The sequence below is a fragment of the Prevotella micans F0438 genome, from assembly GCF_000243035.1.
Classification (GTDB): Bacteria; Bacteroidota; Bacteroidia; order Bacteroidales; family Bacteroidaceae; genus Prevotella; species Prevotella micans.
Genome location: NZ_JH594521.1, coordinates 684774 through 707820 on the forward strand (window position 1 = coordinate 684774; position 23047 = coordinate 707820).

Below are 23047 nucleotides of genomic sequence, written 5' to 3' on the forward strand. Positions count from 1 at the left end.
GATTATGAATTAGTGTTTGTTGTGTAAGCAGATACCTCTGTTATAGGGGAGTCAGAATGAACCGTTGTGGTAGATTTGTCTATATTTGAGACTGCTCCCATACGGTGTTGTAGTAGTTCTGCCATTCTAATTGTAGCTCTGTCAATGGCTGATTTCGGTAGGTAGTCATTGGCAAGATTCGTAATATCCCCCAAATTATTCCCTATCAATACTGACATCTGAGCTTTATGTGCTGACTCCAAATAAAACTTTAAGATGCGACCTATTGGGTCATTGTATGAAATAATGACCAGATGCGTTGAAGGTATTGCGAGCATATCATGAATGACTCTATTTATATGCTCGTCCGCAAAGCCATAGCCATAAGTAACCAAAGTACTATTAGGTCTACAAATAGAAGCCGCAAAATCTCGGAACAATTCCACGTATGGATATTCGGATGTTTCTCGATCTTTAGCGGAGTTGGGATAAATCATTAACTTCAATGCATCTGCACCATGTAATCCAGGAGCCTGTAGATAAGGATCAATGCTATTTGCTCCAAATGGAAGCCCTATACGGCGTATCTCTTCACCATTCTGCACCCAATCAACAGAGCCATGAAGCTTTGTTAGACGTGCTACGCCTTCCAAATAACGAGGCTCTCCCCTAATGCCTGGAGGATTGTAATGAATATCTAAATTGAGCCTTGAAGAGCGAAAAATAGGCATCATAGTCCCTACGAAACGATCCATGAGATGAATCCCAGCCAATTCTGCTCCAATTTCTATAAGTCGGTCGTAATTTGTTGTGAAGATGTTAAGCCGTTCTTTGTTTCCTGTGCGACTTGCAAAACTTAGAAGAAAATTAACTAATACCCGATAGGCGTTCTCTCGCTTTTCTTCCACAGCAACTGCAATACCTTTCTCTGACTTTAGTATGGATATTGCAAATTCTGAAACAATAGAGTTCAATTCCTGTTCTAATGTCTGCGCTTTGTCTGTTTCTCCTAAGATCTTTAAGCCTCTGAGCAAATCATTTGCTGTTCTTATTTGGTCCTCAATATTACCATTCTCACGACCACTAGCTTTCGCTGATTCCTGAGCTGCAGTTTCTATCTCATTTTTGTAGTTAGTAAATGTAGCCCCACCCATTGTAGTACCAGAGCCTGCTCCTGCTAAGATACTGATGGCATTTGTTATCCCAGACCCACACAACAGCGACAAGTGTTCTGATTGGAAAAGAGAAGTTAGCCAAGGTTCTATACGTGAACGGAAAATGTTGTTGTTTGCAACAGAATCCTCAGTATCGGGCAACCAACCGCAATCTTTCGTATTAAGCACTTTTCCATCTTTATCAAAACTTATCAATTCGCGATCATCTCTTGTTTTAATAACATTGCCACCATTTTTCAGAATCTCTTGTAGAGTCTCTATTTGTAACTCTTCCATATGAACAAAATATTATGTGTTTATCGAACTAATTTATATTACCTTGATTGCAAGGGGGCTTTATTGTATATCCCAAAATCTCATTTACTCCCCTCCATAGCTCTTGAAGTGCTCCACTTGCTCCATCACTTGATTGAAGACCTCAGTGTTGTATTGAGGAGGATAGCCATTGGCACGCAGGCAGAAGAAGATCTTTTGATTGAGGTCGGCACGTATCTTGGCATTGTTGAGCCAGTCGGTGAAGGAGGATTGTACGTCTATCAGTTCCTTAATCTTCTTAGCCAAGGTCTTGCACTTGTCGTTAATGATGACTGAGCCTTCTTGTCTATCCTCACCATACTCAAAGTTATACTTATCTCTGAGATGCATCAAGATGTCGTAGAAGGCTTTTTCCTCAAAGGTCAGTCCCAGTCCGCGGAAACTTTCCTTGTCTTTCCCTAGCTTATCGAGCAAGTCAAAGGCCTGTTTCGTCGCTTCGCCAATAATGGCACTAACGGCTTCGCTCTGTGTGGCTGTAGCCTCTGCATCCGAGAGCGCCGCCCTGCGGCTGTGATACTCGTCTAGCGTCTTCCGAAGTAGCTCCTCATATTTCTCTGCCATCACCTTGTTCGTATTCTTATAGGCTTGGATACTTTTGCGAAGCATCTTAACGAGCAGTTCGAGCCGTGTAGCAGGGAGCTTGATGCTATTGAGTTGCTCCGTAAACTCAGGACTGAAAATCCGTTCCTCTACGTCTGTATCAAGGATACTCACCACGGCATTGCAGCGCAAAGCCTCTGCGACCATACGTTCCACAGCACGATTCATACTAGCCACATCGTGTTTCTCGCCCGATGTCTTGCGCACATACGACGCCACTGCCATGTAGCATTGCGAGAGGGAGAGTTCTTCGTGACTCAGCACATTCGAGGGCTGACAAATGTCGTAAGCCGCTCGGAGACGTTTCACATGAGCCAGGAAGAAGGTCTTGGCATCCACCTTCTTGGGTAATCCCTTTTCGCTCTCGATATGTAGCATCTCATTCATTGTGATGATATGTTCAGCCGCAGCCGAAAGGCATTCCAAGCGCACCAATGGTTTCACATCCTTGCTGGTGAAGGGCGTGAGATCAAAGCCAGCAAACACTTGACGGATTAGCTCCAACTCAATGCGCAAGGCTTCCAAGGACTGTGCCACATCATCATCACTCGGACCGAAGTCGTCACCTCCAAACCGCCGCATCGCCTCCATCATATTCTTGTGTATGCCGATATAGTCGATGACATAGCCAAAGTCTTTGCCGGGATAGTTGCGATTCACGCGACTGATGGTCTGCACCAAGGTCTGCTTCTGTAGGGGTTTATCGTTGTAGAGATACGTCAGGCAGGGCACATCGAAGCCCGTAATCCACATATCCACCACGATGACGAGGCGGAAGTTGCTCTGCTCGGCCTTAAAGGCATCGTCAAGTTGCTTCGTCCGCTTCTTGTCTCCCAGATACTGCCACATATCCGCAGGGTCGTTGGCACTGCGGGTGGCGACCATCGCAATGGTGGGCATAGGGCTTAGCCTGCGTAGCTCTTCTGGGGGAAGCTTACTATCATCGGGCGACTTGCGTTCCTTAAACCATTCAGGGCGGAGTTTCTCGAATTTCTTGAGGAGTCTATAGGCAATCTGCCGTTTGCTACACACGATCATTGCCTTCTGCACCACATCGGCTTTGTTGTCGCAAGCCTTGGTGTAGTGTTCTATGATGTCGCTGGCCAATCGTTCCAGTCGCTCGTCATCACCCAGAATCACTTCCATCGCACTCATCGCTTTCTTGCTCTTGGCAACATCTTCGTCGGTGGCTCCTTCATCGGCACACTGCTGATAGTAGGTATCTATCTCTTTGACCTTATTACTATCAAGTGTTACATTAGCGATGCGAGGGATATACTTAATGTCTCTCGTGATGCCATCTGCCACAGCCTGCTGCATGGTGTAGCTATCCACAATCTCACCAAAGACCTGAATAGTCTCATCAATGGGCGTACCTGTAAAGCCTACAAAGGTTGCGTTGGGGAAGGCGGTGCGCAGCAGTTCAGCATAAGGCTTCGTGACGAACGCTCCCAATTGTTCAGCCTCCTTGCCTTTCTCGACCTTGTCTTTCACCTTGAGTTGGCTGTTCAAGCGCACTTGCGTGCGGTGCGCTTCGTCCGAGAAGCACACGATGTTGCGTCGCTCGTTGAGCAGTCCTGTATCCTCACAGAACTTCTGGATGGTACAGATGAAGAAGCCTCCTGAGGGACGCAGGCTCATCTCGGCTTTTAGTTCGGCTCTACTCTCTATGATCTTTGCCGTACCCAGCGAGAGGAACTCTTCCGAACGGAGAAAGAGCTTACCTGCCTGTGTTTGCAGGTCTTCTCGGTCTACAATCATCACAATCGTAGGCGAACCCAAGTCCGAACAGCGCAACGACAACTGCCGAGCCAAGAACATCATGGTGTAGGTCTTCCCACAGCCTGTAGCTCCGAAGTACGTTCCCCCCTTGCGTTCTCCCCTTTTGTAAGCTTCGACAACGTGGTCGCGCAGCATGCGTGTAGCGAAGAATTGTGGGTAGCGACACACCACCTCTTCTTCCCGCTCACTTCTGGCGTCAGGGAAGTAGACATAGTCACGCAAGATTTCCAAGAAACGCTCCGTCTCATACACGCCTCCCACGATGGTACGCACTTGGTCTATGCCACTCTGTGCCGCAGGGTCTTCGTTGCGCACCTTCTTCCACGCATAATAGTGTTCATAAGGCGTATAGGTGGTGCCGAGCTTAGTATTGTTCTTCGTGGCATCGCTGATGCACGATAGGGGGCAATAGTGCAGCAGATGAGGAATGTCTCTTCTGTAGCGTGTGTGTATTTGTTCGTAGGCATCGGCAATGGTGGCGTGTTCGTCCGTAGGGTTCTTGAGTTCGAAGATGCAGAGGGGCACGCCATTGACAAAGAGCAACACGTCGGGGATGCGAATGTCGCTCCCTTGTCCGTAGCCCACTTCAAACTGATTGACCACTCGGAAGATGTTGTTCTGCTGTGGCTCGTCGAAGTCTATATAATTAATGTCGAAGGTTTTTCCATCGCTATGGCGCACATAGCGATAGCCGTTGCAGAGCAATTGATATGTGGCGCGCAAGAGGGCAAAGTGCGTCTGCCCACTCATGTGCCGCAAGTGGTTCACGATCTCATCAATATCTTCCTGCTCAAGCTCGCTATGCTGCCTGCCGAGGAACGCTCTCAGATCTTCCTCTATCAGCACTTCACGGTTGTTGCGATGCAGCGTGCTACCGTGCGTATACTCCCAACCTGCATCGGTAAGTAGGTTGATGAGTGCTTCTTCATATTCGCTTTCGTAGAACTTCATCTTAGCTGTCTTTATCTTTTTATACACATCAATAAATAGAGATGACCTCGGAAATATACAACAAGCTTATCTTTACGCTTAGTCTTTAGCTTGATTGAGTAAGTGGTCTAATTGTTTCTGAAGTTCTTCTCTATTGGGTAGATAGAGTTGGTAGCGTGCAGCAAAGAGATGATTGTCTATACCTTCAAGAGCATACTCCATCAATAGTTCATCCTTGTGCGCTCCTAATACAATGCCAATTGGAGGATTGTCATCTGCCTGACAAACCTCGTTTTTGAAATAGTTTAGATAGAGGTTCATCTGCCCTATGTCCCCATGCTTTATCTCTGCACGTTTTAAGTCTATCAGCACATAGCATTTCAAGATGGTATGATAGAACACCAAGTCAACTTTGAAACGTCTTGTTCCAATGGGAATTACATACTGACGCCCCATAAAAGCAAAGCCTTTTCCTAATTCAAGCAGAAACTGTTCCATGTTGGTTTTCAGAGCCTTCTCTAGATCAGTTTCTTTATAACGCTTTTGCTGTGAGATACCTGTAAACTCTAGCACATAGGGATCTCGGAGAATATCTGTGGGCGAAGACATCTGCTGTCCTTTTTCTGCAAGAGCAAGTACACTTTCTTTGTCTTTACTGATAGCAAGCCTCTGAAAAAGAGCAGAGCTTATTTGGCGTTTCAGCTCTCGTACACTCCAATTTTCAGCTATACTCGTCTTCAGATAGAACTGCATTTCTAGCTCATCAGAACACTTGAGTAGCTCCAAATAATGGCTCCAACTTAATTTGTGCGACACTGTCTCACAAATTGGGAAGGCAAGATAAAACTTGCGCATATAGTGAAGAGCCGAGCGACTAAATCCTTTACCTCTTAATCGAGTTAGATCTTTAGATAAATTGGGCAATAAGCGTTCACCATACTTTGCCTTTGCATTACCCTTTTGTTCAAACTCAACGATATATCTACCTGTCTCCCAATTGGCATTGAGCAGTTCTATATTAACAGCAATGGCAGCCTTTGCTCTTGCACCATTCCAAGTGTCTGAAATATGTGCGACTAGTTGCACATATTCAGAATCATTCGTTTGCAATCCATTTACTGATTGAACTAAGCTATTATTCTCTTTCATACATCTTCATATTTCATCCCTTGATCGACTTTTGCACCAGTGCGGGGCAGAGCGTGCGCAGCTCCGCACGTGCCGCCTCCGCTATGCGCTTCGCCTCCTCCATACCATGATACAGGTTCACAATAGACTGCTGCACCGAAAGCGGAGGGAGGGGGATGCGCGATTCACACAATGCTACCCAGGAAAAAACTTCTGTGGAACTACCCCAAGAACGAAAGCAGGCGTTTCTATCCCACTCATCTCTGCAGAAAAGCATAAATAAGTATTCAGGTATCAGGAGATTATCTGACACCTTGAAAGCTGTATTATTCCAACTGGTGATGAAGGGATTTAGAGTAGAATTGAATCCTAATCCTATTTTCTTTCCATGTGTTCGCGGATTGTAGATAAATTCATTGGGCTTGACAACTTTGAATTTGGACAAATCGCTATTGACAAGATCTGCTTTAGTGGGAATGACTTCCTTTGTAATTGTCATTCCTCGCACATCCTCTATGCCATACTCACCTGCATAGTTCCTTTCATCCACCTCCTCAATATACTCGCCTAGCGTCACTTCAGGATACTTGCGTTTGCAGTCAATGATGAAAGCTTGGCAGGCTTCGGAGAGCGGTGCCATCATGGCTTCGTTCGTCTCTGCCAATTGCTTTAAGCGCTCATACGTGGCTACCAACTCGCGCTGTACCGAGAGAGGGGGGAGGGGAATCTTTATCTCGGTGAATCTGTCCCAATCAAGATTTGAGCGAATACTACCATCACTCAAGAACCAGCCTAATCTATCCATTTCAAGACGATTGAATTGCAGGAACAGATACTGAGGTAAGACTTCCGAAGCGTCTTTTATCTTGAATGTCGTATATGCAGGCGATACGAGTATTGTTTCATCATTGCCTTGCAACGCTATTCTAATACAAATGTCTCGCCCAGTCTGCATACCACTAAACACAAAGGTGTCTAGCTTTACCAACTTGTACTTCCTATTATCAAGGTTGTTCGTATCCGTCACAGTGGGCATGAACTTCTTATCCTTATTCACACCACAAAAAGGATAATCCGTCCCCGCATAGTTCCTTTCGTCCACCTCCTCGATATAGTCCCCGAGGCGCACCCACTTTGTTTTACTCACATTCATAGCCTAATTGTTTTAATGCCTTGCGCAGGGTTTGAGCATTGGTTTCTTGGCGTTGGAGGAGCTGCGCCACGGTAGAGGCGGTGTGGCGCAAGGTCGCGTCGTAGTCGATCTCGGTGTCTCTGTCCTTAAACTCGATGTAGCGACTAGGTACGAGGGAGAAATTGTTTTTGCGCAGTTCATCGATGCCTACAGAGCGGAAGAGTTCGGGCTCGGCATAGCTCGTGCCGTCCGTACCTTCGGCTTGCCAAGTGTGATAGATGCTCACGGCATGGGCTATTTGCTCGTGGGAGAAGAGAGTTTTCTTCTTCTGCTCTCCCTTGACAGCATGCTCCGTCCATTGGCGCAAGTCCATAAAGAGGATCTCGCCCGTGCGCTTGCGCAGCTTGCGCCCGTGCCAGCGTCCTCCACCCTTGTTCTGGTTGAGGATCCACAGTGTGACGGATATATCGGTGGTGTAGAACAATTCACGAGGCAACACCACGATGGCCTCCACCTTATCGGCCTCGATAAGCTTTTGCCGAATAGTCACCGTGTCGCCATCGCCCAAGGCGCCATTGGCCAGGAGGAAGCCAGCCACACCCCGTTGAGGTTTCAGTTTGGAGAGAATGTGCAATATCCACGCATAGTTGGCATTGCCCTCGGGTGGCAAGCCGTAGTCTGCCCAACGTGCATCGTTACTCAGCTCGGGACTGTACCACTTCTTGAGGTTGAAGGGCGGATTCGCCATGATATAGTCGCAGGTCAAGCCCCGGTGCATATCCTTCGTGAAGGTCGAAGCGTTGCGCTCACCCAGGTGGTGGGAGATGCCCCGCATAGCCAGGTTCATCTTCGCCAGTCGGTAGGTGGCTGGATCCTGCTCCTGCCCGTAGACATTGACCTGCATGATGTCGCCTTGCTTCTCCTCGACATACTTAGCACACTGCACAAACATCCCACCCGAGCCACAGCAAGGATCGTAGAGAGTGCCATCGAAAGGCTCAATGAAGGCAGCGATCAGCTCCACAATGTCATGAGGCGTGTAGAACTCTCCCTCCTCCTTAGTGGCATTCACGGCAAAACTCTTGAGGAAGTATTCGTAAACACGCCCAATGAGGTCGCGTTCCGTGCCGAAGGTCTTATGCGAAATCTTGCTCACCTCGTCCACCACTTGTTTCACTACGTTGGGCGAAAGGTTAATGCTCGAGAAAAGCCCAAGGCGCACACAGCTCCTGAAAGTATCTCCACTTTCCTCCAGTGCTTGCAAGGCATCATCCAGTGCGGCATTGAGCTTCGTCCCTGGTTGTTCGACTAGCTTATCCCATCGAGCAGCTTCCGGCACAAAGGGCGCACCGCTATACATGCTTGGTTCATTAACGAAAGCTTGTATTTCCTCCTCATCGGTCATCCCATTATCGAGTGCCATCTTGTACAACCGCTGCTGCTCATCCACGAACTTCTCGCCGATGAAGCGCAGGAAGACGAGCGTGAGCAGGAGGTCACGCTTATCGTTGAGTGAAGCATTACTGCGCAAATACTCTCGGCAGTTAAATAGTATGGTTTCAAGGCTGGGCATACCAGCATCTTCTTTCTTCTTTTTCTTAGCCATGGTGGTAGGTAGCTTATATCAACTTATCTTTTGTGGGGGTGATAAGTATTCTCACCTCTATATCTAATACTTTGGCAATCTCTACAAGATTTTCCAAAGAAGGCTGTACCTTATTGGAACACCAACGGGAAACAGTATTCTCAGCCTTCCCCAGTTCTTGGGCAAGCCATTTACTTGTTAGTTGTTTCTCTGCTAATACAGCCTTAATCCTATTCATTGCCATAATATGGTGATTTTATATAGTAATAATATAAGTAGTTATATGCAAAGGTACAGCATTAAGAGCATTATAGCGAAAGATTTAGAGAATTATTTATCCTAGACTATTATTTTCTTTGATTTCAGGTGTTTTTCATCGAATAATCAGTATCTTTGCAACATAGAACAACGTGTTCTTTGAAGCAATGCAGAATAAAGAAAGGAAAAGAAACTCGCTCGTTTCCAACTCGTAACCCTTTTGTCCTTTATCCTTTCTTAGGTTATTGATTATCTGAAAGATATAAACTTATTGAATCTTTTGCGGGCGAAGCTTTGAAAATTATCCCGACAACATTTTTATATCATCAGGGAGCACTATCCGAGAAGAAGTTGTTCATCCGAGGCTTCGGATGAGTTATCAGAATTCCTATATAACCGCTCGAGGGCGAGATGATATGGGCTTTTAACTACCTTTGCCACGGTTTCTCGACAGGCTGGGAGGAAGGCTTTTCCAACGATTGGAGAAATAATGAAAATGAAACTACGATGATTTATTCTATAGACAAAGTGGCGCAGCTCATTGGCGCCAAGCGAGTGGGGAAGGGCCATGACAATGTTATTGCCTTTTTGCTCACTGACAGTCGCTCGCTGTGTTTTCCCGAAGAAACACTCTTTTTTGCTCTGCGTTCGGCACGGAGCGACGGTCACCTTTATATAAAGGAACTTTATGATAGAGGAGTTAGGAATTTCGTTGTGGAAAAAGTACCGACCGATAACGAAGAGAATTATCGACTGGCTAATTTCCTCCTGGTCGATAATTCCCTGCAAGCCCTTCAGCTTTTGGCCGAGCGACATCGAGAAATGTTCAATATTCCGGTCGTAGGAATCACGGGGTCGAATGGAAAAACAGTTGTGAAAGAATGGTTGAGCGAGTTGTTGGTGTCGAAATACACGGTCACACGGTCGCCCCGCAGCTATAATTCCCAGGTTGGAGTTCCGCTGTCGGTTTGGCTGCTCGGCAACAATTCCGAGGTTGGAATTTTCGAGGCAGGCATAAGTCAACCCGGCGAGATGGTAGCCTTGCAGAGAATTATTCGCCCCACGGTTGGAATATTCACCGGTTTGGGCGACGCTCATCAGGAGAATTTTTCGACTATGGAAGCGAAATGTAAGGAGAAACTCGAACTTTTTCGTGGTGCGAAGGCGGTGATATATCCTTTCGACGACCCGATAGTTCGGAAATGTATGGTCGATAGCGAAAGTGAACGAGTGGACTGGTCGCTCACCGACCGACACGCGGCCTTTTGGGTTGAATCAATTGAAAAGAGCGACGATTCAACCTGTATCAACTTTGTTTGGCGTGGCACTACGAGCGGAAGTTATGTTTTGCCGTTCATCGACGAGGCCAGCATCATCGACTCGTTTGCCTGCGCTTCGGCCGCCTTATGGATGGGGGTCACGGTCGACATGTTGAAAGAAAAAATGTCTACGCTCGAGCCTGTGGCTATGCGACTCGAGGTTATCGAGGGGCGGAACGGATGCACGCTAATCAACGATTCATATAACTCCGATTTCAATTCGCTCGATATTGCACTCGACTTCATGAATCGGCGTCCCGACCATGCCGGCCGGCGGCGTACACTTGTGTTGAGCGACATTCTTCAAAGCGGCCAGGCCGAAGAACAACTCTATGAGTCTGTGGCCGAACTCTGCGAACAACGCGGCGTGGAGAAGTTTATCGGTATCGGGCCGAAACTGTGTGCGAATAAGGAAAAGTTCAGAAGAGTGGGGGAGAGAGTCTTCTTCCCGTCGGTGTCCGATTTTATTGGTAGCAAGGCGTTCGCAAAATTGCACGATGAGGTTATACTTCTGAAAGGTGCACGGGTGTTTGGTTTTGAGAGGCTCACAGATTTACTTGTGCGCAAGGTTCACGAAACGGTTTTGGAAGTTAATCTCACCGCCGTAGTGGCAAATCTGAATTTCTATCGCTCGTTTCTTCGCCCCGAAACAAAACTGGTTTGCATGATAAAGGCCGACGGATATGGCGCCGGCGCAGTAGAGATTGCCAAAACTTTGCAGGAACATCGGGTTGACTATCTGGCCGTGGCCGTGGCCGACGAGGGCGTGACACTGCGCAAGAACGGAATCACGAGCAATATAGTGATTATGAACCCGGAAATGAGCTCGTTTAAAACGCTGTTCGACTATGAACTCGAACCCGAAGTCTACAGTTTCCGCCTGCTCCACGCGCTCGTAAAGGCCGCGCAACACGAAGGCATAACGGGCTATCCGGTTCATATAAAACTCGACACGGGAATGCACCGGTTGGGATTCAACCCAGAGAGAGATATGCCTGAATTGATTGGCTGTCTGAAAGGACAAAATGCAATAATCCCGCGGTCAGTGTTTTCACATTTCGCTGGGGCGGACAGCGACAACTTCGATACATTTTCCGACGAGCAATTCAGACTTTTCAAGATGGGTAGCGATATGCTTTGCAATGCTTTTTCGCATCGAATTTTGCGCCACATGGATAACTCGGCCGGCATAGAGCACTTTCCTGAGCGGCAACTTGACATGTGTAGGCTCGGCCTGGGACTCTACGGTATAAACCCGCGCACGAACTCTATAATAAACAATGTCGCCACGTTGCGCACAACAATCCTGCAACTCCGAGAAGTGAAGGCCGGACAAACCGTAGGATATTCGCGGCGCGGAACAATCGAACGCGACAGCGTCGTTGCAGCTATTCCGATTGGATATGCCGACGGATTGAATCGTCACCTGGGTAACCGTAACTGTTATTGCCTGGTAAACGGTAGGCCGGCGACCTATGTAGGCAACATATGCATGGACGTGGCTATGATTGACGTTACTGGAATACCCTGTAAGGAGGGCGATAGCGTTGAAATCTTCGGCGACAATCTGCCAGTCACCGTGCTTAGCGACGTGCTCGGAACGATACCCTATGAGGTTCTCACAACAATCAGTAACCGCGTGAAACGAATGTATTTCCAAGATTAAATAATATGGCTATAATAACCTACATCATCCTCGGAGCAGTATTGGGCGCAATATTCGTGTTCCTGCTCATGCGAAACAAAAATATCCAAACGCTTTCAGAAGCTAACTCCCGACTGGCTGTAGCTGAAAATCAACTTCAAACAGAGCGTAAGCACAGTGAAGAATTGCGAGTCGAACTAACCAAACAGATGGAGGCAGATAAACGTCTGATGCAGGAAGAAGTGCGGAACATGACGACCAAGCTGCTCGACGAAAGTCGCGACCGACTGAATTCTGTCGATAAGGAACGGCTTGACAATCTTTTGGCTCCGCTCAAAGAACGGCTTGAGGCTTTCAACCAAAACGTGACGAATAATAGTAAGGAAAATGCGTCGAATAAGACCGAAATAAAAACCGCTTTCGAAGAGGCAATGAAGCGCCTCCACGCCGAACAGGAAAACACCGTGAAAGCCATGCGCGAAGAACAGCAACGTACCGTGAAAGAATTGCGCGAACAAACTGAACGCATCGGTAATGATGCCGCGTCGCTCACAAAAGCTCTCAAAGGCGACTCGAAAATGCAAGGCGATTGGGGCGAAATGATTCTAGAAAAAACACTTGAAGATTGCGGACTCATTAAAGACCAGCAATATTTCCTTCAGGAAAATTACAAAGACGAAGACGGAAACAATTTCCGTCCTGATGCGGTGATAATGTTTCCTAACGACGAAAAGGCCGTTATTGATTCAAAGGTTTCGCTCACTGCCTATCAAGTCGCTCTCACGGTTGACGACGAAAAGGAACGCAACCGCCTTTTGCACGAGCATTCTCTTTCCATGCGCAGGCACATCGATGAACTGTCGGCCAAGAACTATGAGAAACTTGTCCCCGGTTGCATCGGCTACGTGCTTATGTTCGTGCCATACGAAAGCGGCTACTCCGCTGCTCTTAAAGCCGATCCAGGCATTCTGCAATATGCCTATAGAAAGCACATCATTCTTCTCAGTCCGAGCAATCTGCTCATGGCTCTGCAGCTTACGCACACCATGTGGCAAAACTTTAGGATGAATAAAAACGTGGAAGAGATTCTCCGTCAGTCGAACGACCTTTACGATAAGTTCGTTTCTTTTGGTGAAACTTTTCTCAAGCTCGGCAACGGCATACAGCGCATTCAGCAGGATTTCGACAAGGCTCGTAACCAGCTTAGCGAGGGTAAGGGTAACATTGTGCGCCGTCTCGACGGAATGAAATCACTCGGAATAACTCCTAAAAAACAAATCCCCGAAGAATTATAAGTGTAGGATGGAGTGCGTAATTCTATGGTTTTAATCGTATATGTGGAAAATGCGCTCCATCATTTTCCATTTGTCGTTTGAAGTGTCGGTTGCTTTGCACTGTTGGAAGGCGGCGACGAAGGCTTCCCACTCCTGTTGGCGGGGAAGGGTGGCGAGTTTTGCCATGGCTGAATCCCAGTCGAAATCTAGGGGTGTTTCGACAATCATGAAGAGCTGGTTGCCGGAGAGATAGATTTCCATTTCGAGGATGCCTACAGAGCGGATGCCTTGGCCTATTTCTTTCCAGAAATGCTCCGGACTGTGGGCTTTTTTGTATTTGCTGATTAGTTCGGAGTCGTTTTTGAGCGTCATTGTCTGGCAATATCTTTTCACTGGGACGCTGTGAGATTTTGTATTGTTTCCTTGTATCATGTTGTGTTTTATTTTTTGCGGGTTTGCTTGTTGTCGTAGAGTTGTGGGATGAGGTCGGGGCGACCGATTCGGCGGAGTTCGCGTTCGATATTTTTTCGTTCTCTGGGTTTATACCAGAAGAAGAATTGTCGTTGGGCCAGTTTCTGGGCTGGTGTCTTGGCCGAGTAGACGGGTTGGAGTGTGTAAGGGTCGTAGCCGGTGTACCATGTCTCGGTGGCGACAGTCATTGGCGTTGGGGTGAAATCTTGTACTTGTTCGAGGTGGAAGTCTAGGTTTTTGGTGATGATGGCTAGTTGGGCCATGTCTTCTTCCTTGCAGCCGGGGTGGGAGGAGATGAAGTAGGGTATGATTTGTTGGTTCAGATTTTCTTGTTTGTTTATTCTGTCGAAGATTTTCTTGAATTGATAGAATTGTTTGAAGGTTGGTTTACGCATTAGTTGCAGCACTCGGTCGGAGGTGTGTTCGGGTGCGATTTTGAGTCGGCCGCTCACGTGGTTGCGGATTAGTTCGCGTGTGTATTCTCGGGCGGCTTGATTGCTTGTTTCGTCTTTGCTTTGGTGGAGCAGGAGGTCATAGCGTACACCGGAGCCGATGAAGCTTTTCTTGATTCCGGGTAGGGCGTCGACGGCTTTATAGATTTCTAGTAGTGGTGTGTGGTTGGTATTTAGGTTTGGGCATATTTCGGGGTGGATGCAGCTTGGGCGTTTACAGTGTTCACAGGCTTTGAGGTTGCGACCGGCCATACTGTACATATTGGCCGATGGACCGCCGAGGTCGGAGAGATAGCCTTTGAAGTTGGGCATTGCTATTATTTTTCTGACTTCTCTCAGTATGTTTTCTTTTGAGCGACTACTGATGAATTTGCCTTGGTGGGCCGAGATGGTGCAGAAGGCGCATCCGCCGAAGCATCCGCGGTGTATGTTGACGCTGTATTTTATCATTTCGTAGGCTGGGATGGTTTTTCCGCGGTATTTTGGGTGGGGTTGGCGAGTGTAGGGAAGGTCGAATGATGCGTCGAGTTCTTGTGTGGTCATGGTGGGATAGGGTGGGTTTACTACGGTGTAGAGGCCGTTGACTTCTTGGAGGATTCTTTGGGCGTGCATTTTGTTTGATTCTTCTTCGATGTGGCGAAAGTTTTCGGATTGGTGTTTGGGATTGCGCAGGCAGTCGTGGTGTGGGTGGAGTATTATGTCGTTGGCGGTTATTCCGCCTGGTATTTGGTTTTTGGGACATAGGTAGACGGTTTGTGGCAGGTTTTTTATGTTGCTGATGGGTTGTCCGGTTTCGAGTTCTCGGGCTAGGGCTATGACGGGTTTTTCGCCCATTCCGTAGATTATCATGTCGGCTCCGGAGTCGCAGAGGATACTTTTTCGGAGTGTATTTTTCCAGTAGTCGTAATGTGTGAGGCGTCTGAGGGAGGCTTCGATTCCGCCGAGGATGACGGGTGTTTCGGGGTAGAGTTGTTTGAGGATTTGTGTATATATAATAGTGGGGTATTCGGGTCGGAGGTCGTGTCGTCCGTCGGGCGAGTAGGCATCTTGTGAGCGGAGTCGTTTGTTGGCTGTGTATTTGTTCACCATTGAGTCCATACATCCTGGTGCTATTCCGAAATAGAGTCGTGGTTGTCCTAGTTTTTTGAAGTCTCGGTAGTCGCCGTGCCAGTCGGGTTGTGGAACGATGGCTACTTTGTAGCCTGCTGCTTCGAGTGTTCGTCCGATTACGGCTACTCCGAATGATGGGTGGTCTATGTAGGCGTCGGCCGAGAAGAGGATTATATCGAGCTGGTTCCATCCGCGTAGTTGTACTTCTTTTTTTGTTGTTGGGAGAAAGTCGGTGAGTTGGTGTGCTTGTTGTGTGTTGCTTTTTTCCATGTCGGACTTTGTGTTGCTTTTGGGGTGGCGTGCGGATTGATTGTGATCATTCCTGATTTTTTTCGTTTGGTGTGCGGATTATCTGTGGGTTTTATGCCAGTCGTTATATAGGCTGACGAGATTTTGGAGACCGAGTGCTTTCATGTTGGGGTGGTAGATGATGTCGAGGCAGAGGTTGAGTAGTTCTTTGTCGGCGCCGACTTCGGTTTCGAGCATACTGCGAATGTTGAGTTTGAGCTTTAGGAGTATGTCTTCGTCTATGATTCCGTTGGAGTCTACGAGGTTCGAGAGGAGTGAATATTTTTCGATTGTAGCTAGGTGTTGCGGGCTTACTTCTATGGTTCGTGTACCTTTTTGGTTGGCTTGGATTTTATACATGTGTTTGCTTTTTTATTTCATTAGATGGGTTATGAGGCCGCGCATTATTCGGTTCCGCTGTTGTGGAGAGGTTATGCATTCCCATGGGAAGGCGAGGATGATGGCGGCTTGTGGGGCGTTGTTCCATGCTAGGGCTGCGGTGGAGCCGTCGGCATAGGTCATGATGGGGTTTATGTTGGTTGCGAGTGTGTCGGCGGGTTGGATTATATTGGGATTGTAGGCGCCGTAGTGCTCGGAGTTTATTGTTCGGTGGATGTTGAATTGCATTCCTAGGCCGGTGATTTGTGGGCTGTTATTGTCGGCGTTGATTCCGGCTGCTTTTATTTTGAGGGTTTGTGCTAGCCATTGTTCTTCTTCGGGTGTTTTCATGTCGGTTGCGAGATAGGCTCCGGATATGAGGAGTTTTCCGCCTTGATAGAGGTATTCTGTGAGTTGGCGGCGGGTTTCGGGGGCGATGGTTTTGTAGAGGTAGAGGCTGTGCCCGTCGTCTTTCTCGAGACCTAGGGCCAGGTCGATGAGGGCGTATTTTTTGAGGTTTATTTTCCCTGCTTCGATGGTTTTGCCGGATGTGCTCGCAATGTTATATTTCTGTAGGGTTTGGATGGCTTCAACGTGCACTGGGACGTAGTTGAGATTATTTCCGGCTACGAGGGTTCCGGTGAGTTCTTCGCCGCCGTATCCTAGACTACCTTGGCCTTCTTTGCCCATTTGCTGTTTGTCGAAATTGCTCTGGCGGCCACTCCATCCAAGGGTCGGACCGAGCGTTATTCCGGGGTCGGTTTCGATATCGAATCCTTGTTCGATATTGGTGTTGATGATCGCGGGTGAGGATAATCGGTCGAATCCGTTGACTACAAGGATTGTTTCGGTTGCGCCTGGCTGTGAGCATGCGGCGAGTGTTTCGGTTGGGAAACTTTCGCCACCTGCGTTGCAGGCTGTGATGCGGAAGGAGTATGAAATGCCGGGGGTGATAGGAATTTCGAGGTTTGTTGTGGTTATATTCTGGCCGTTGTTGAATCCGGCTTTTCCTGCGGCAATGTAGACGTTGTAGGATGTTGGGGTGGCTGATGGTTCGGTTGCGTCTGGGGTAGGGTCCCAGCTTAGGCGTACTTTTCCGGGGGCAATTATTTCAGCGCTAAAGTTTCTGGGTGCTAGGGGTTGAACTATGCTTGTTGTGCCATGCATGGCTGCGGTATAGCGCAAAATTGTTTTGTAGATTGAGCGGGCTAGGATGAATCTGAAGTTGGGGTCTTGAGCGAGGCGCATGTCTGGGAAATTCTGGTGGGAAAGTACTTCCAGAATGGCTGACGGCTGTGCGGGGAGCCTGGTTTCACTGTAGTTTTGGTCGCGTACAGAGCGTGTGTTCCAATTTACCCCGAAGGTTGCTTCGATGTCTTTTTTCACCCCCTGAACGAGTGCTTCGGCGAGGGTTCGGGATGCTTGGCGGGATAATCCGGTGCCTAGTGTTGGTTCGCCTTGTTGCGTGGTGCATATTCCGAGTGTTCCCACAACGGAGCCGTCGGCCTTCACGCCGGCATCGCTGTGGATGGCTAGGGTGAGTTCTATGGGCACGTTTTTGCCTTGGTGATCTGGCAGATAACATGAGCCGCCAGCAAGCCAGTTGGTCATTAGTGAGCGTACGTTTATGTCGTCGGTATAGTCGTTACTGCCGCCGCTTTTGCTTACAATTTCGCGTGGTGCACCGGCCCATTGGGCGTAGTAGCGGGCTCCTTCGAGTGCTCGAGGAAGCTGGCTGGTTTGAGAGCCTCGCTGAATGTTTCCCATTCCGCCTCCGAAGCGCACGGCGTCGGCTGTGACGATTCCTTTCTTTGTACTGTGATTGGTTAGGATAACACAGTTTCGCTGGTTCTGCCCTTTGTCGAAGTCGAATGTTCCGAGATAAACCCATGTTCCGCCGCCCATTTGCTGGTTCACGTGGAAAATTGTTTGCGAACCTTTGTGGCGAACAATGTATTGGGCTTCTTCAGTGCTCTTTTTCATAGTTTGATAGCTCACGTAAACAGCATATCGTCCCTCTTCTGGGAAGTTGGGCTTATATACTATGGAACTGAGCTTGGTGTCTTTCTTTCTGGTCTTAATTTGCCTGGAGGTACCGGCTGTAAAGGGATTCTCGCCGTCGGCATAGGTGCCTTTATGAAAAGCGAATCCAGGCTCTTCAGTAGATTTCCATTTTTTCTTTGCGTTGTTCTCGGCATACGATGATAATGGCGTGTCATTGTCGACTATGACTTCGTTTGCCTGCCAATCGCGTTCGCGAGGACTGAAAACAATGGCTCCGGCGTTTTCGAGCATAGGCATTAGGTATGGTACAACGATGGTTGGGGTGAAAAGGTCTTCGGTTGTTCCGAAAAGAATCGGGCGCTGCCATTTCCAGATACATTTAGCGTTGTCGAAATATCGGCCGTGCGAGGCCCAGATTGAAAAGTGTCGTCCTTGTAGTCCGTTGGTGATTTTATTCGGACGAGATGTATTTTCAACCCATGGTTTTCCTTTATGTTCGGTTTTTCCCCATGTCGTGGTGTTTTGTGCGCAGATTCTGCCTGCTAAGAGAAATATCAGGGTAGTAAGTGTGAATTTTTTCATTAATCAATATTTCCTACGGTGAATAGTTCAGGTCGTTTGCCTTTGAAATCTTTAAAATACAGTTTAATCTCTCTCATATCCTCGTTGATGTTTCCAGTTGGGAGAATCGCCTTAGTGCAACAAATTAGTTTTTGTTCATAGTCTACTCCGTAGAGTAGTATTGGTAATTTTGCTTTCAGGGCGATGAAATAGAAGCCTTTTTTCCAATCGGGATTGGGCGAACGTGTTCCCTCGGGTGTTATACACAGTTGGAAAGAGCTAGCTTTCGTGGCGTGCTCGGCAAGAATATCGGTCAGGCTTGTTTGCTTTGAGCGCCACACGGGAATTCCTCCCATGCTTCTAAACAATGCACCCAAAGGCCAGAAAAACCATTCCTTTTTCATTAGGAAATTGCTTTTCAGTCCCTCGGCATGCGAATATAATTGGCCTATTAGGAGATCCCAATTACTTGTGTGCGGGGCAAGACATATGATGCATTTTTCGGGAAAATCGACAGTGATGGCTTTGTGCCATCCCATTAGTCTGTAAAGAATCCATTGAGATAGTTTCTTCAGCATCGTCCCCCTAACTGATGTTATTGATTTGGTCGATGGTTTCGATGACCTCTTTGTTAAAACTGGTGATGAGGTCGGAAAAATACTTTTTTGGGGGCATACCCGGTTCTACGTGAGACACCCGACTGATATAGTTATTGTGAATGATGAGAATTGAAGAGAGTACTTGCTCTATGCTTTCCTTGTTGTTTATGTCGCCATAGAGTGATGTTGCCAGAGCTTCGGCGAAGAGGTCGCTACAAATGTAATTGATAGTGCGCTTTAATTTTCTTTTGTTGCTCATAGTTGTCTTCAAATTAAAATTATTGGATTTTTTGCCAGCCAAAGATAAGGAAAAAAGCTAATGGGCAAATTTAGGTGCCAGAAAAAAGAGTTAAAACCCTCGTGTACGGTTTTTAAGCGTTTAAAGTAAAGCTTTTTGTGAGTTTGGGTCGGCGAAAACCGTTTTTACGTAGCTTTTTGTTTCGGGGATGGATAATTCAGGAGATAAAGAGCAGAGAGTGACTAATCTCGATAAAGTGAGTGGATAGTTTTGTTGAATTGGTCCAAAAGCCAGTTCTGCTGTTCCTCCATAGTGAGCTGGCTATTGTCGAGCTCTATTGCAGAGGTGGCTTTGCGAAGGGGAGAGAGCTGGCGATGTGAGTCTAGATAGTCGCGCTCTTCAATGTTCTTTAGAATAGTATTATAGTCGGCTTGTATTCCTTTGGATTTGAGCTCGTCATATCTACGTTGAGCTCGGATGGCGGGAGAGGCGGTTACGAATATCTTTAGTTCGGCTTGGGGAAATACGGCAGTTCCGATGTCGCGTCCATCCATAACGATACCTTTTTCTTTTCCCATGGCTTTCTGTTGCGAAACTAGGGCATGTCGAACGGCGGAAATTGCGGCTATCAAACAGACGTGCTCGGATACTTCCATACTACGAATTTCGTGCTCAACATTTTGACCATTGAGATAGGTTTCGGGTTGACCGGTTGACTTATTCAGGTGCAAAGTGATGTTGATATGATTAATGTGGCGTTCAAGAGCGTCGATATTCACACTGCCGTCGTGATTGAAGAGATTGTGGCGTAGGGCATATAATGTTACGGCTCTATACATTGCACCGGTGTCTACGTATAGGTAGCTTATTTCCTTCGCGAGATTTTTGGCCATGGTGCTTTTGCCGCATGACGATAATCCGTCAATTGCAATAATTATTTTTTTCATGCTGATATTTCTAAAGTGAGTAGGCAAGATTTACAATGATGGAGCTTGTCGAGGCGTGATATTTTCCGTAGGCCAAGTTGAGTTTGAATCGTTCGAGATTAATACCGGCTCCTAAACTGAGGCCGGCTCCGTGTGCGCTTTGATTGTCACCGGTTCCAATTTTCATTTCGTCGGCTTTGCGGAAGTTATAACCGATACCGAGCCATATATTTGACGAAAGCAGGAGGTCAGCACCGAGGCAGATATGGTTGGCGAAGCGATAATTGTAGTGCGTCATATCGACGAGTGTAGCCGAGGCTCTAACTGGCAGTGCTTCGAAAGTTTTGCTCACACCAAGCTGTAGGTCGAAAGGCATTCGACCGAAATCTTCTTCGTAGGCTTTTATTTGTCCACCTAGATTCTTGGCTACGATGGAGAGCGACCATTCTTTTTGGGGATTGAAGTAGTTGAGGCCGAGGTCTACGCCTACTGCGAGACTGTTGTATTGCCCTATGTTAGAGGAGATGAATTTTCCGGTTATGCCTCCCACGAGATTGTTGGCAAGCTCGTAGGCCAGAATGGCTTCGATGGCCATTTCACTGGCGGAGAAAGTTCCAATTTCTGTTTTATTGGCGTCATATTCTTTCATCTTTCCGTAGTTCATGTATTGTGCTGCGAAGGCGATAGTAGTTTTTTCGGCTGCGACTTTGACGAAAGATGCTCCCATATAATTAGCTCCTTTCATGTAATTCATGTAATTGAGGCCGATGGTTAGGTCGCTGACCGATGCTGCTAGAGCAGGATTTGAAAATATGAGCGAGGGGTCATTTTCTATGATTGAAATATTCTCGCCTCCCAATGCTGCTGCGTGGGCGCTGAGTGGAATTTTGAGGAAGTTATATTCGGTTTGACTTTCTTGTGCAAATGCCAGAAAAGATGACATTGCAAGAAGAAAAACAAGGATTGTCTTTTTCATCTAAACGCTTTATTTTAGGGGCAAAGATACACTTTTCCCTAAGTTCTTCTTACTTTTGCGATGTGAAAAAGGCGGCTCTATCAAAGGCTTCGAGCTACTTGTTTTTCCCTTCATTTTTCTCCCTCATTTTTAAGTCTTGGAAATAAAAAAATCAAACAAAGCGAATCTCGAGAACAAGCGTTGGATCGGTTTTATTTTAGGACTGATAATTGCGCTGTCATTTTTCTTTGTCGCTATGGAATATTCCGACACGGACAGCGTCGACAATGATGAAAAGGTTGACCTGCTAAAGAATCTTGTAGTTCAGAATCTCGATATGCTTCCGGCGATAGACCAGCAGGATATGGCGCAGAAGAAAGACGACCGGAAACCGACGATAGACGACCTACTGAATTTGAAACGGAAAGAAAATCCGCCTAGAGTGACGCCTAAAACAGCTGGGAATATGGATTCGAACGACAAGAAAACCGCTGCTCCGCAGATGAACGACGTGCCTGTGGTGAGTACCCAGGCAACCGAACTACCCGAGGAATCGAAAGTGAAAGAAGAGGATAAAGAGATTAAAAACAAAATGACCGATGACAAATCCGACGAAACCATCGAACGATATGATGATAAGGTGAGCAAGAGAATCCTTTCAGATACACCCACACCGCCTGGCGGATGGGTGGAATTCATGAAATGGCTCACGAAGAACCTCAAATATCCGGACGCTGCAAAAACAGCAGGAAAAGAAGGAAAGGTGAGTGTTACATTCATTGTGAATATCGATGGCTCGGTGAGTGACATAAAAATTAAGCAATCAGCCAACCCATTCATGGAGCAAGAAGCTCTACGAGTGCTCACCACGATGGGCCGCTGGAAACCGGGAATTAGTAAGAATAAACCGTGCCGGTCGCTTGTAGAAATCCCGATAGTATTTAAACTCTAAATCGATTTAAGCATATTATGTACACAGCCAACGAACTCCTCGGAATGGTTAATCATTATATCGACACACTGCCATATAATCGCAAGCCTGAAAGTCTCTACGCCCCTATACGCTATGTGCTTTCGCTTGGCGGAAAACGCATTCGTCCTATTCTGATGCTTCTGAGTTATAATCTTTTCAAAGACAATCCGGAGCAGATTCTATCATCGGCTTGTGCCCTGGAAACCTATCACAACTACACTCTTTTGCACGATGATCTCATGGACAAAGCGCCTCTTCGACGTGGGAAACCGACAGTGCACTGCCAATGGAACGAAAATATGGCCATACTTTCTGGCGATTCGATGCTCGTTCTGGCATATGAACGAATGGCGCAATGCGAACAGCAACTTTTGCCTGAAGTGCTCGAACTGTTCACACAAACTGCGCTCGAAATAGGTGAAGGACAGCAATACGATATGGAGTTTGAAACGCGGAACGACGTAACCGAACAGGAATACATAGAAATGATACGCCTAAAAACCAGCGTACTTCTTGCCTGTGCTATGAAAATGGGAGCAATATTAGCTCACGCACCCAAAGAGGATGCTGATTTGCTTTACAAAGCGGGCGAACAAATAGGACTTGCTTTTCAGCTTCAGGATGACTATCTCGATGTCTACGGTGATTCCAAAGTATTTGGAAAGAAAATAGGCGGCGATATTGTTTCCAACAAAAAAACCTACATGCTCATTAATGCACTTCATCTCGCCGACGAAGAACAACGTCTCCAACTCAACAAATGGCTTAGCAAAACAAACGACGACAATCGGAAAATCCGCGCAATTACCCGCCTCTACAACAAACTTGAAATCGATAAACTGGCAAAAGCTAAAATCGATTATTATTTCGACCTAAGTAAAGACTATCTTAACGCGGTTTATCTGCCCGAAAAACAAAAAATGCAGCTAAGAAACTACCTTGACCGAATGTTGAAACGAAAAAGATAATT

Annotated in this window: 18 protein-coding genes; 4 read left to right on the forward strand and 14 right to left on the reverse strand. The window is 47.0% G+C overall.

Translation table 11 applies throughout. From position 1 onward, the window contains the following. Positions 1-2: 2 nt before the first annotated feature. The 6 genes from HMPREF9140_RS02845 to HMPREF9140_RS02870 all read right to left on the reverse strand — a co-directional run bounded on the left by HMPREF9140_RS02845 (position 3) and on the right by HMPREF9140_RS02870 (position 8870). On the reverse strand, positions 3-1430 hold the full coding sequence (locus HMPREF9140_RS02845) for an SIR2 family protein (RefSeq protein WP_006951625.1): 1428 nt from the start codon (positions 1428-1430) through the stop codon (positions 3-5). An 84-nt stretch (positions 1431-1514) separates the two neighbouring features. Next, complete coding sequence (locus HMPREF9140_RS02850) at positions 1515-4802, reverse strand: type I restriction endonuclease subunit R (RefSeq protein WP_006951626.1); 3288 nt, start codon at positions 4800-4802, stop codon at positions 1515-1517. 78 nt (positions 4803-4880) lie between these two features. Then, a complete protein-coding gene (locus HMPREF9140_RS02855; protein ID WP_006951627.1) occupies positions 4881-5930 on the reverse strand; it encodes a PDDEXK nuclease domain-containing protein in 1050 nt (349 codons plus the stop codon). Between the two features lie 13 nt (positions 5931-5943). After that, positions 5944-7062 carry a restriction endonuclease subunit S gene (locus HMPREF9140_RS02860; RefSeq protein ID WP_006951629.1) on the reverse strand — a complete coding sequence of 373 codons (1119 nt, stop codon included), beginning with the start codon at positions 7060-7062 and terminating at the stop codon, positions 5944-5946. Then, entirely contained in the window at positions 7049-8647 is a 1599-nt protein-coding gene (locus HMPREF9140_RS02865; RefSeq protein ID WP_006951630.1) for an N-6 DNA methylase, read from the reverse strand. Before HMPREF9140_RS02865 ends, HMPREF9140_RS02860 begins: the two co-directional genes overlap by 14 nt. Positions 8648-8660: 13 nt before the next feature. Further along, positions 8661-8870 carry a helix-turn-helix transcriptional regulator gene (locus tag HMPREF9140_RS02870; protein ID WP_006951633.1) on the reverse strand — a complete coding sequence of 70 codons (210 nt, stop codon included), beginning with the start codon at positions 8868-8870 and terminating at the stop codon, positions 8661-8663. A 521-nt stretch (positions 8871-9391) separates the two neighbouring features. On the opposite strand from HMPREF9140_RS02870, the gene HMPREF9140_RS02875 reads away from it, so the two are divergent. Then, on the forward strand, positions 9392-11869 hold the full coding sequence (locus tag HMPREF9140_RS02875; protein WP_006951635.1) for a bifunctional UDP-N-acetylmuramoyl-tripeptide:D-alanyl-D-alanine ligase/alanine racemase: 2478 nt from the start codon (positions 9392-9394) through the stop codon (positions 11867-11869). Positions 11870-11874: 5 nt separating this feature from the next. Beyond that, complete coding sequence (locus tag HMPREF9140_RS02880) at positions 11875-13143, forward strand: DNA recombination protein RmuC (protein ID WP_006951637.1); 1269 nt, start codon at positions 11875-11877, stop codon at positions 13141-13143. A 30-nt stretch (positions 13144-13173) separates the two neighbouring features. On the opposite strand, the gene HMPREF9140_RS02885 is transcribed toward HMPREF9140_RS02880, so the two are convergent. The 8 genes from HMPREF9140_RS02885 to porQ all read right to left on the reverse strand — a co-directional run bounded on the left by HMPREF9140_RS02885 (position 13174) and on the right by porQ (position 21125). After that, the gene (locus tag HMPREF9140_RS02885; protein WP_006951639.1) at positions 13174-13554 is read right to left on the reverse strand and encodes an L-rhamnose mutarotase; all 381 of its coding nucleotides are present in this window, start codon (positions 13552-13554) and stop codon (positions 13174-13176) included. 8 nt (positions 13555-13562) lie between these two features. Continuing rightward, positions 13563-15425, reverse strand: a complete 1863-nt coding sequence (locus HMPREF9140_RS02890; RefSeq protein ID WP_006951641.1) for a YgiQ family radical SAM protein — start codon at positions 15423-15425, stop codon at positions 13563-13565. Between the two features lie 78 nt (positions 15426-15503). Next, the gene (locus HMPREF9140_RS02895) at positions 15504-15803 is read right to left on the reverse strand and encodes a hypothetical protein (RefSeq protein WP_006951643.1); all 300 of its coding nucleotides are present in this window, start codon (positions 15801-15803) and stop codon (positions 15504-15506) included. Positions 15804-15815: 12 nt separating this feature from the next. Beyond that, a complete protein-coding gene (locus HMPREF9140_RS02900) occupies positions 15816-18407 on the reverse strand; it encodes a golvesin C-terminal-like domain-containing protein (protein WP_006951644.1) in 2592 nt (863 codons plus the stop codon). Then, entirely contained in the window at positions 18407-18964 is a 558-nt protein-coding gene (locus tag HMPREF9140_RS02905) for a 1-acyl-sn-glycerol-3-phosphate acyltransferase (protein WP_006951645.1), read from the reverse strand. The genes HMPREF9140_RS02900 and HMPREF9140_RS02905 overlap by 1 nt, the downstream gene beginning before the upstream one ends. A 7-nt stretch (positions 18965-18971) precedes the next feature. Continuing rightward, on the reverse strand, positions 18972-19244 hold the full coding sequence (locus HMPREF9140_RS02910; protein WP_006951646.1) for a hypothetical protein: 273 nt from the start codon (positions 19242-19244) through the stop codon (positions 18972-18974). A gap of 221 nt (positions 19245-19465) precedes the next feature. Further along, positions 19466-20170 (reverse strand): (d)CMP kinase, encoded by a 705-nt coding sequence (gene cmk, locus HMPREF9140_RS02915; RefSeq protein ID WP_006951647.1) that lies wholly within the window; start codon positions 20168-20170, stop codon positions 19466-19468. A gap of 10 nt (positions 20171-20180) precedes the next feature. Further along, entirely contained in the window at positions 20181-21125 is a 945-nt protein-coding gene (porQ, locus tag HMPREF9140_RS02920; RefSeq protein WP_006951648.1) for a type IX secretion system protein PorQ, read from the reverse strand. Positions 21126-21261: 136 nt separating this feature from the next. Between porQ and HMPREF9140_RS02925 the strand changes: the two genes are divergently transcribed. Both HMPREF9140_RS02925 and HMPREF9140_RS02930 read left to right on the forward strand, forming a co-directional pair. Further along, positions 21262-22056, forward strand: a complete 795-nt coding sequence (locus HMPREF9140_RS02925; RefSeq protein WP_018571923.1) for an energy transducer TonB — start codon at positions 21262-21264, stop codon at positions 22054-22056. Positions 22057-22073: 17 nt separating this feature from the next. Beyond that, positions 22074-23045, forward strand: a complete 972-nt coding sequence (locus HMPREF9140_RS02930; RefSeq protein WP_006951650.1) for a polyprenyl synthetase family protein — start codon at positions 22074-22076, stop codon at positions 23043-23045. The last annotated feature ends 2 nt before the right edge of the window (positions 23046-23047 follow it).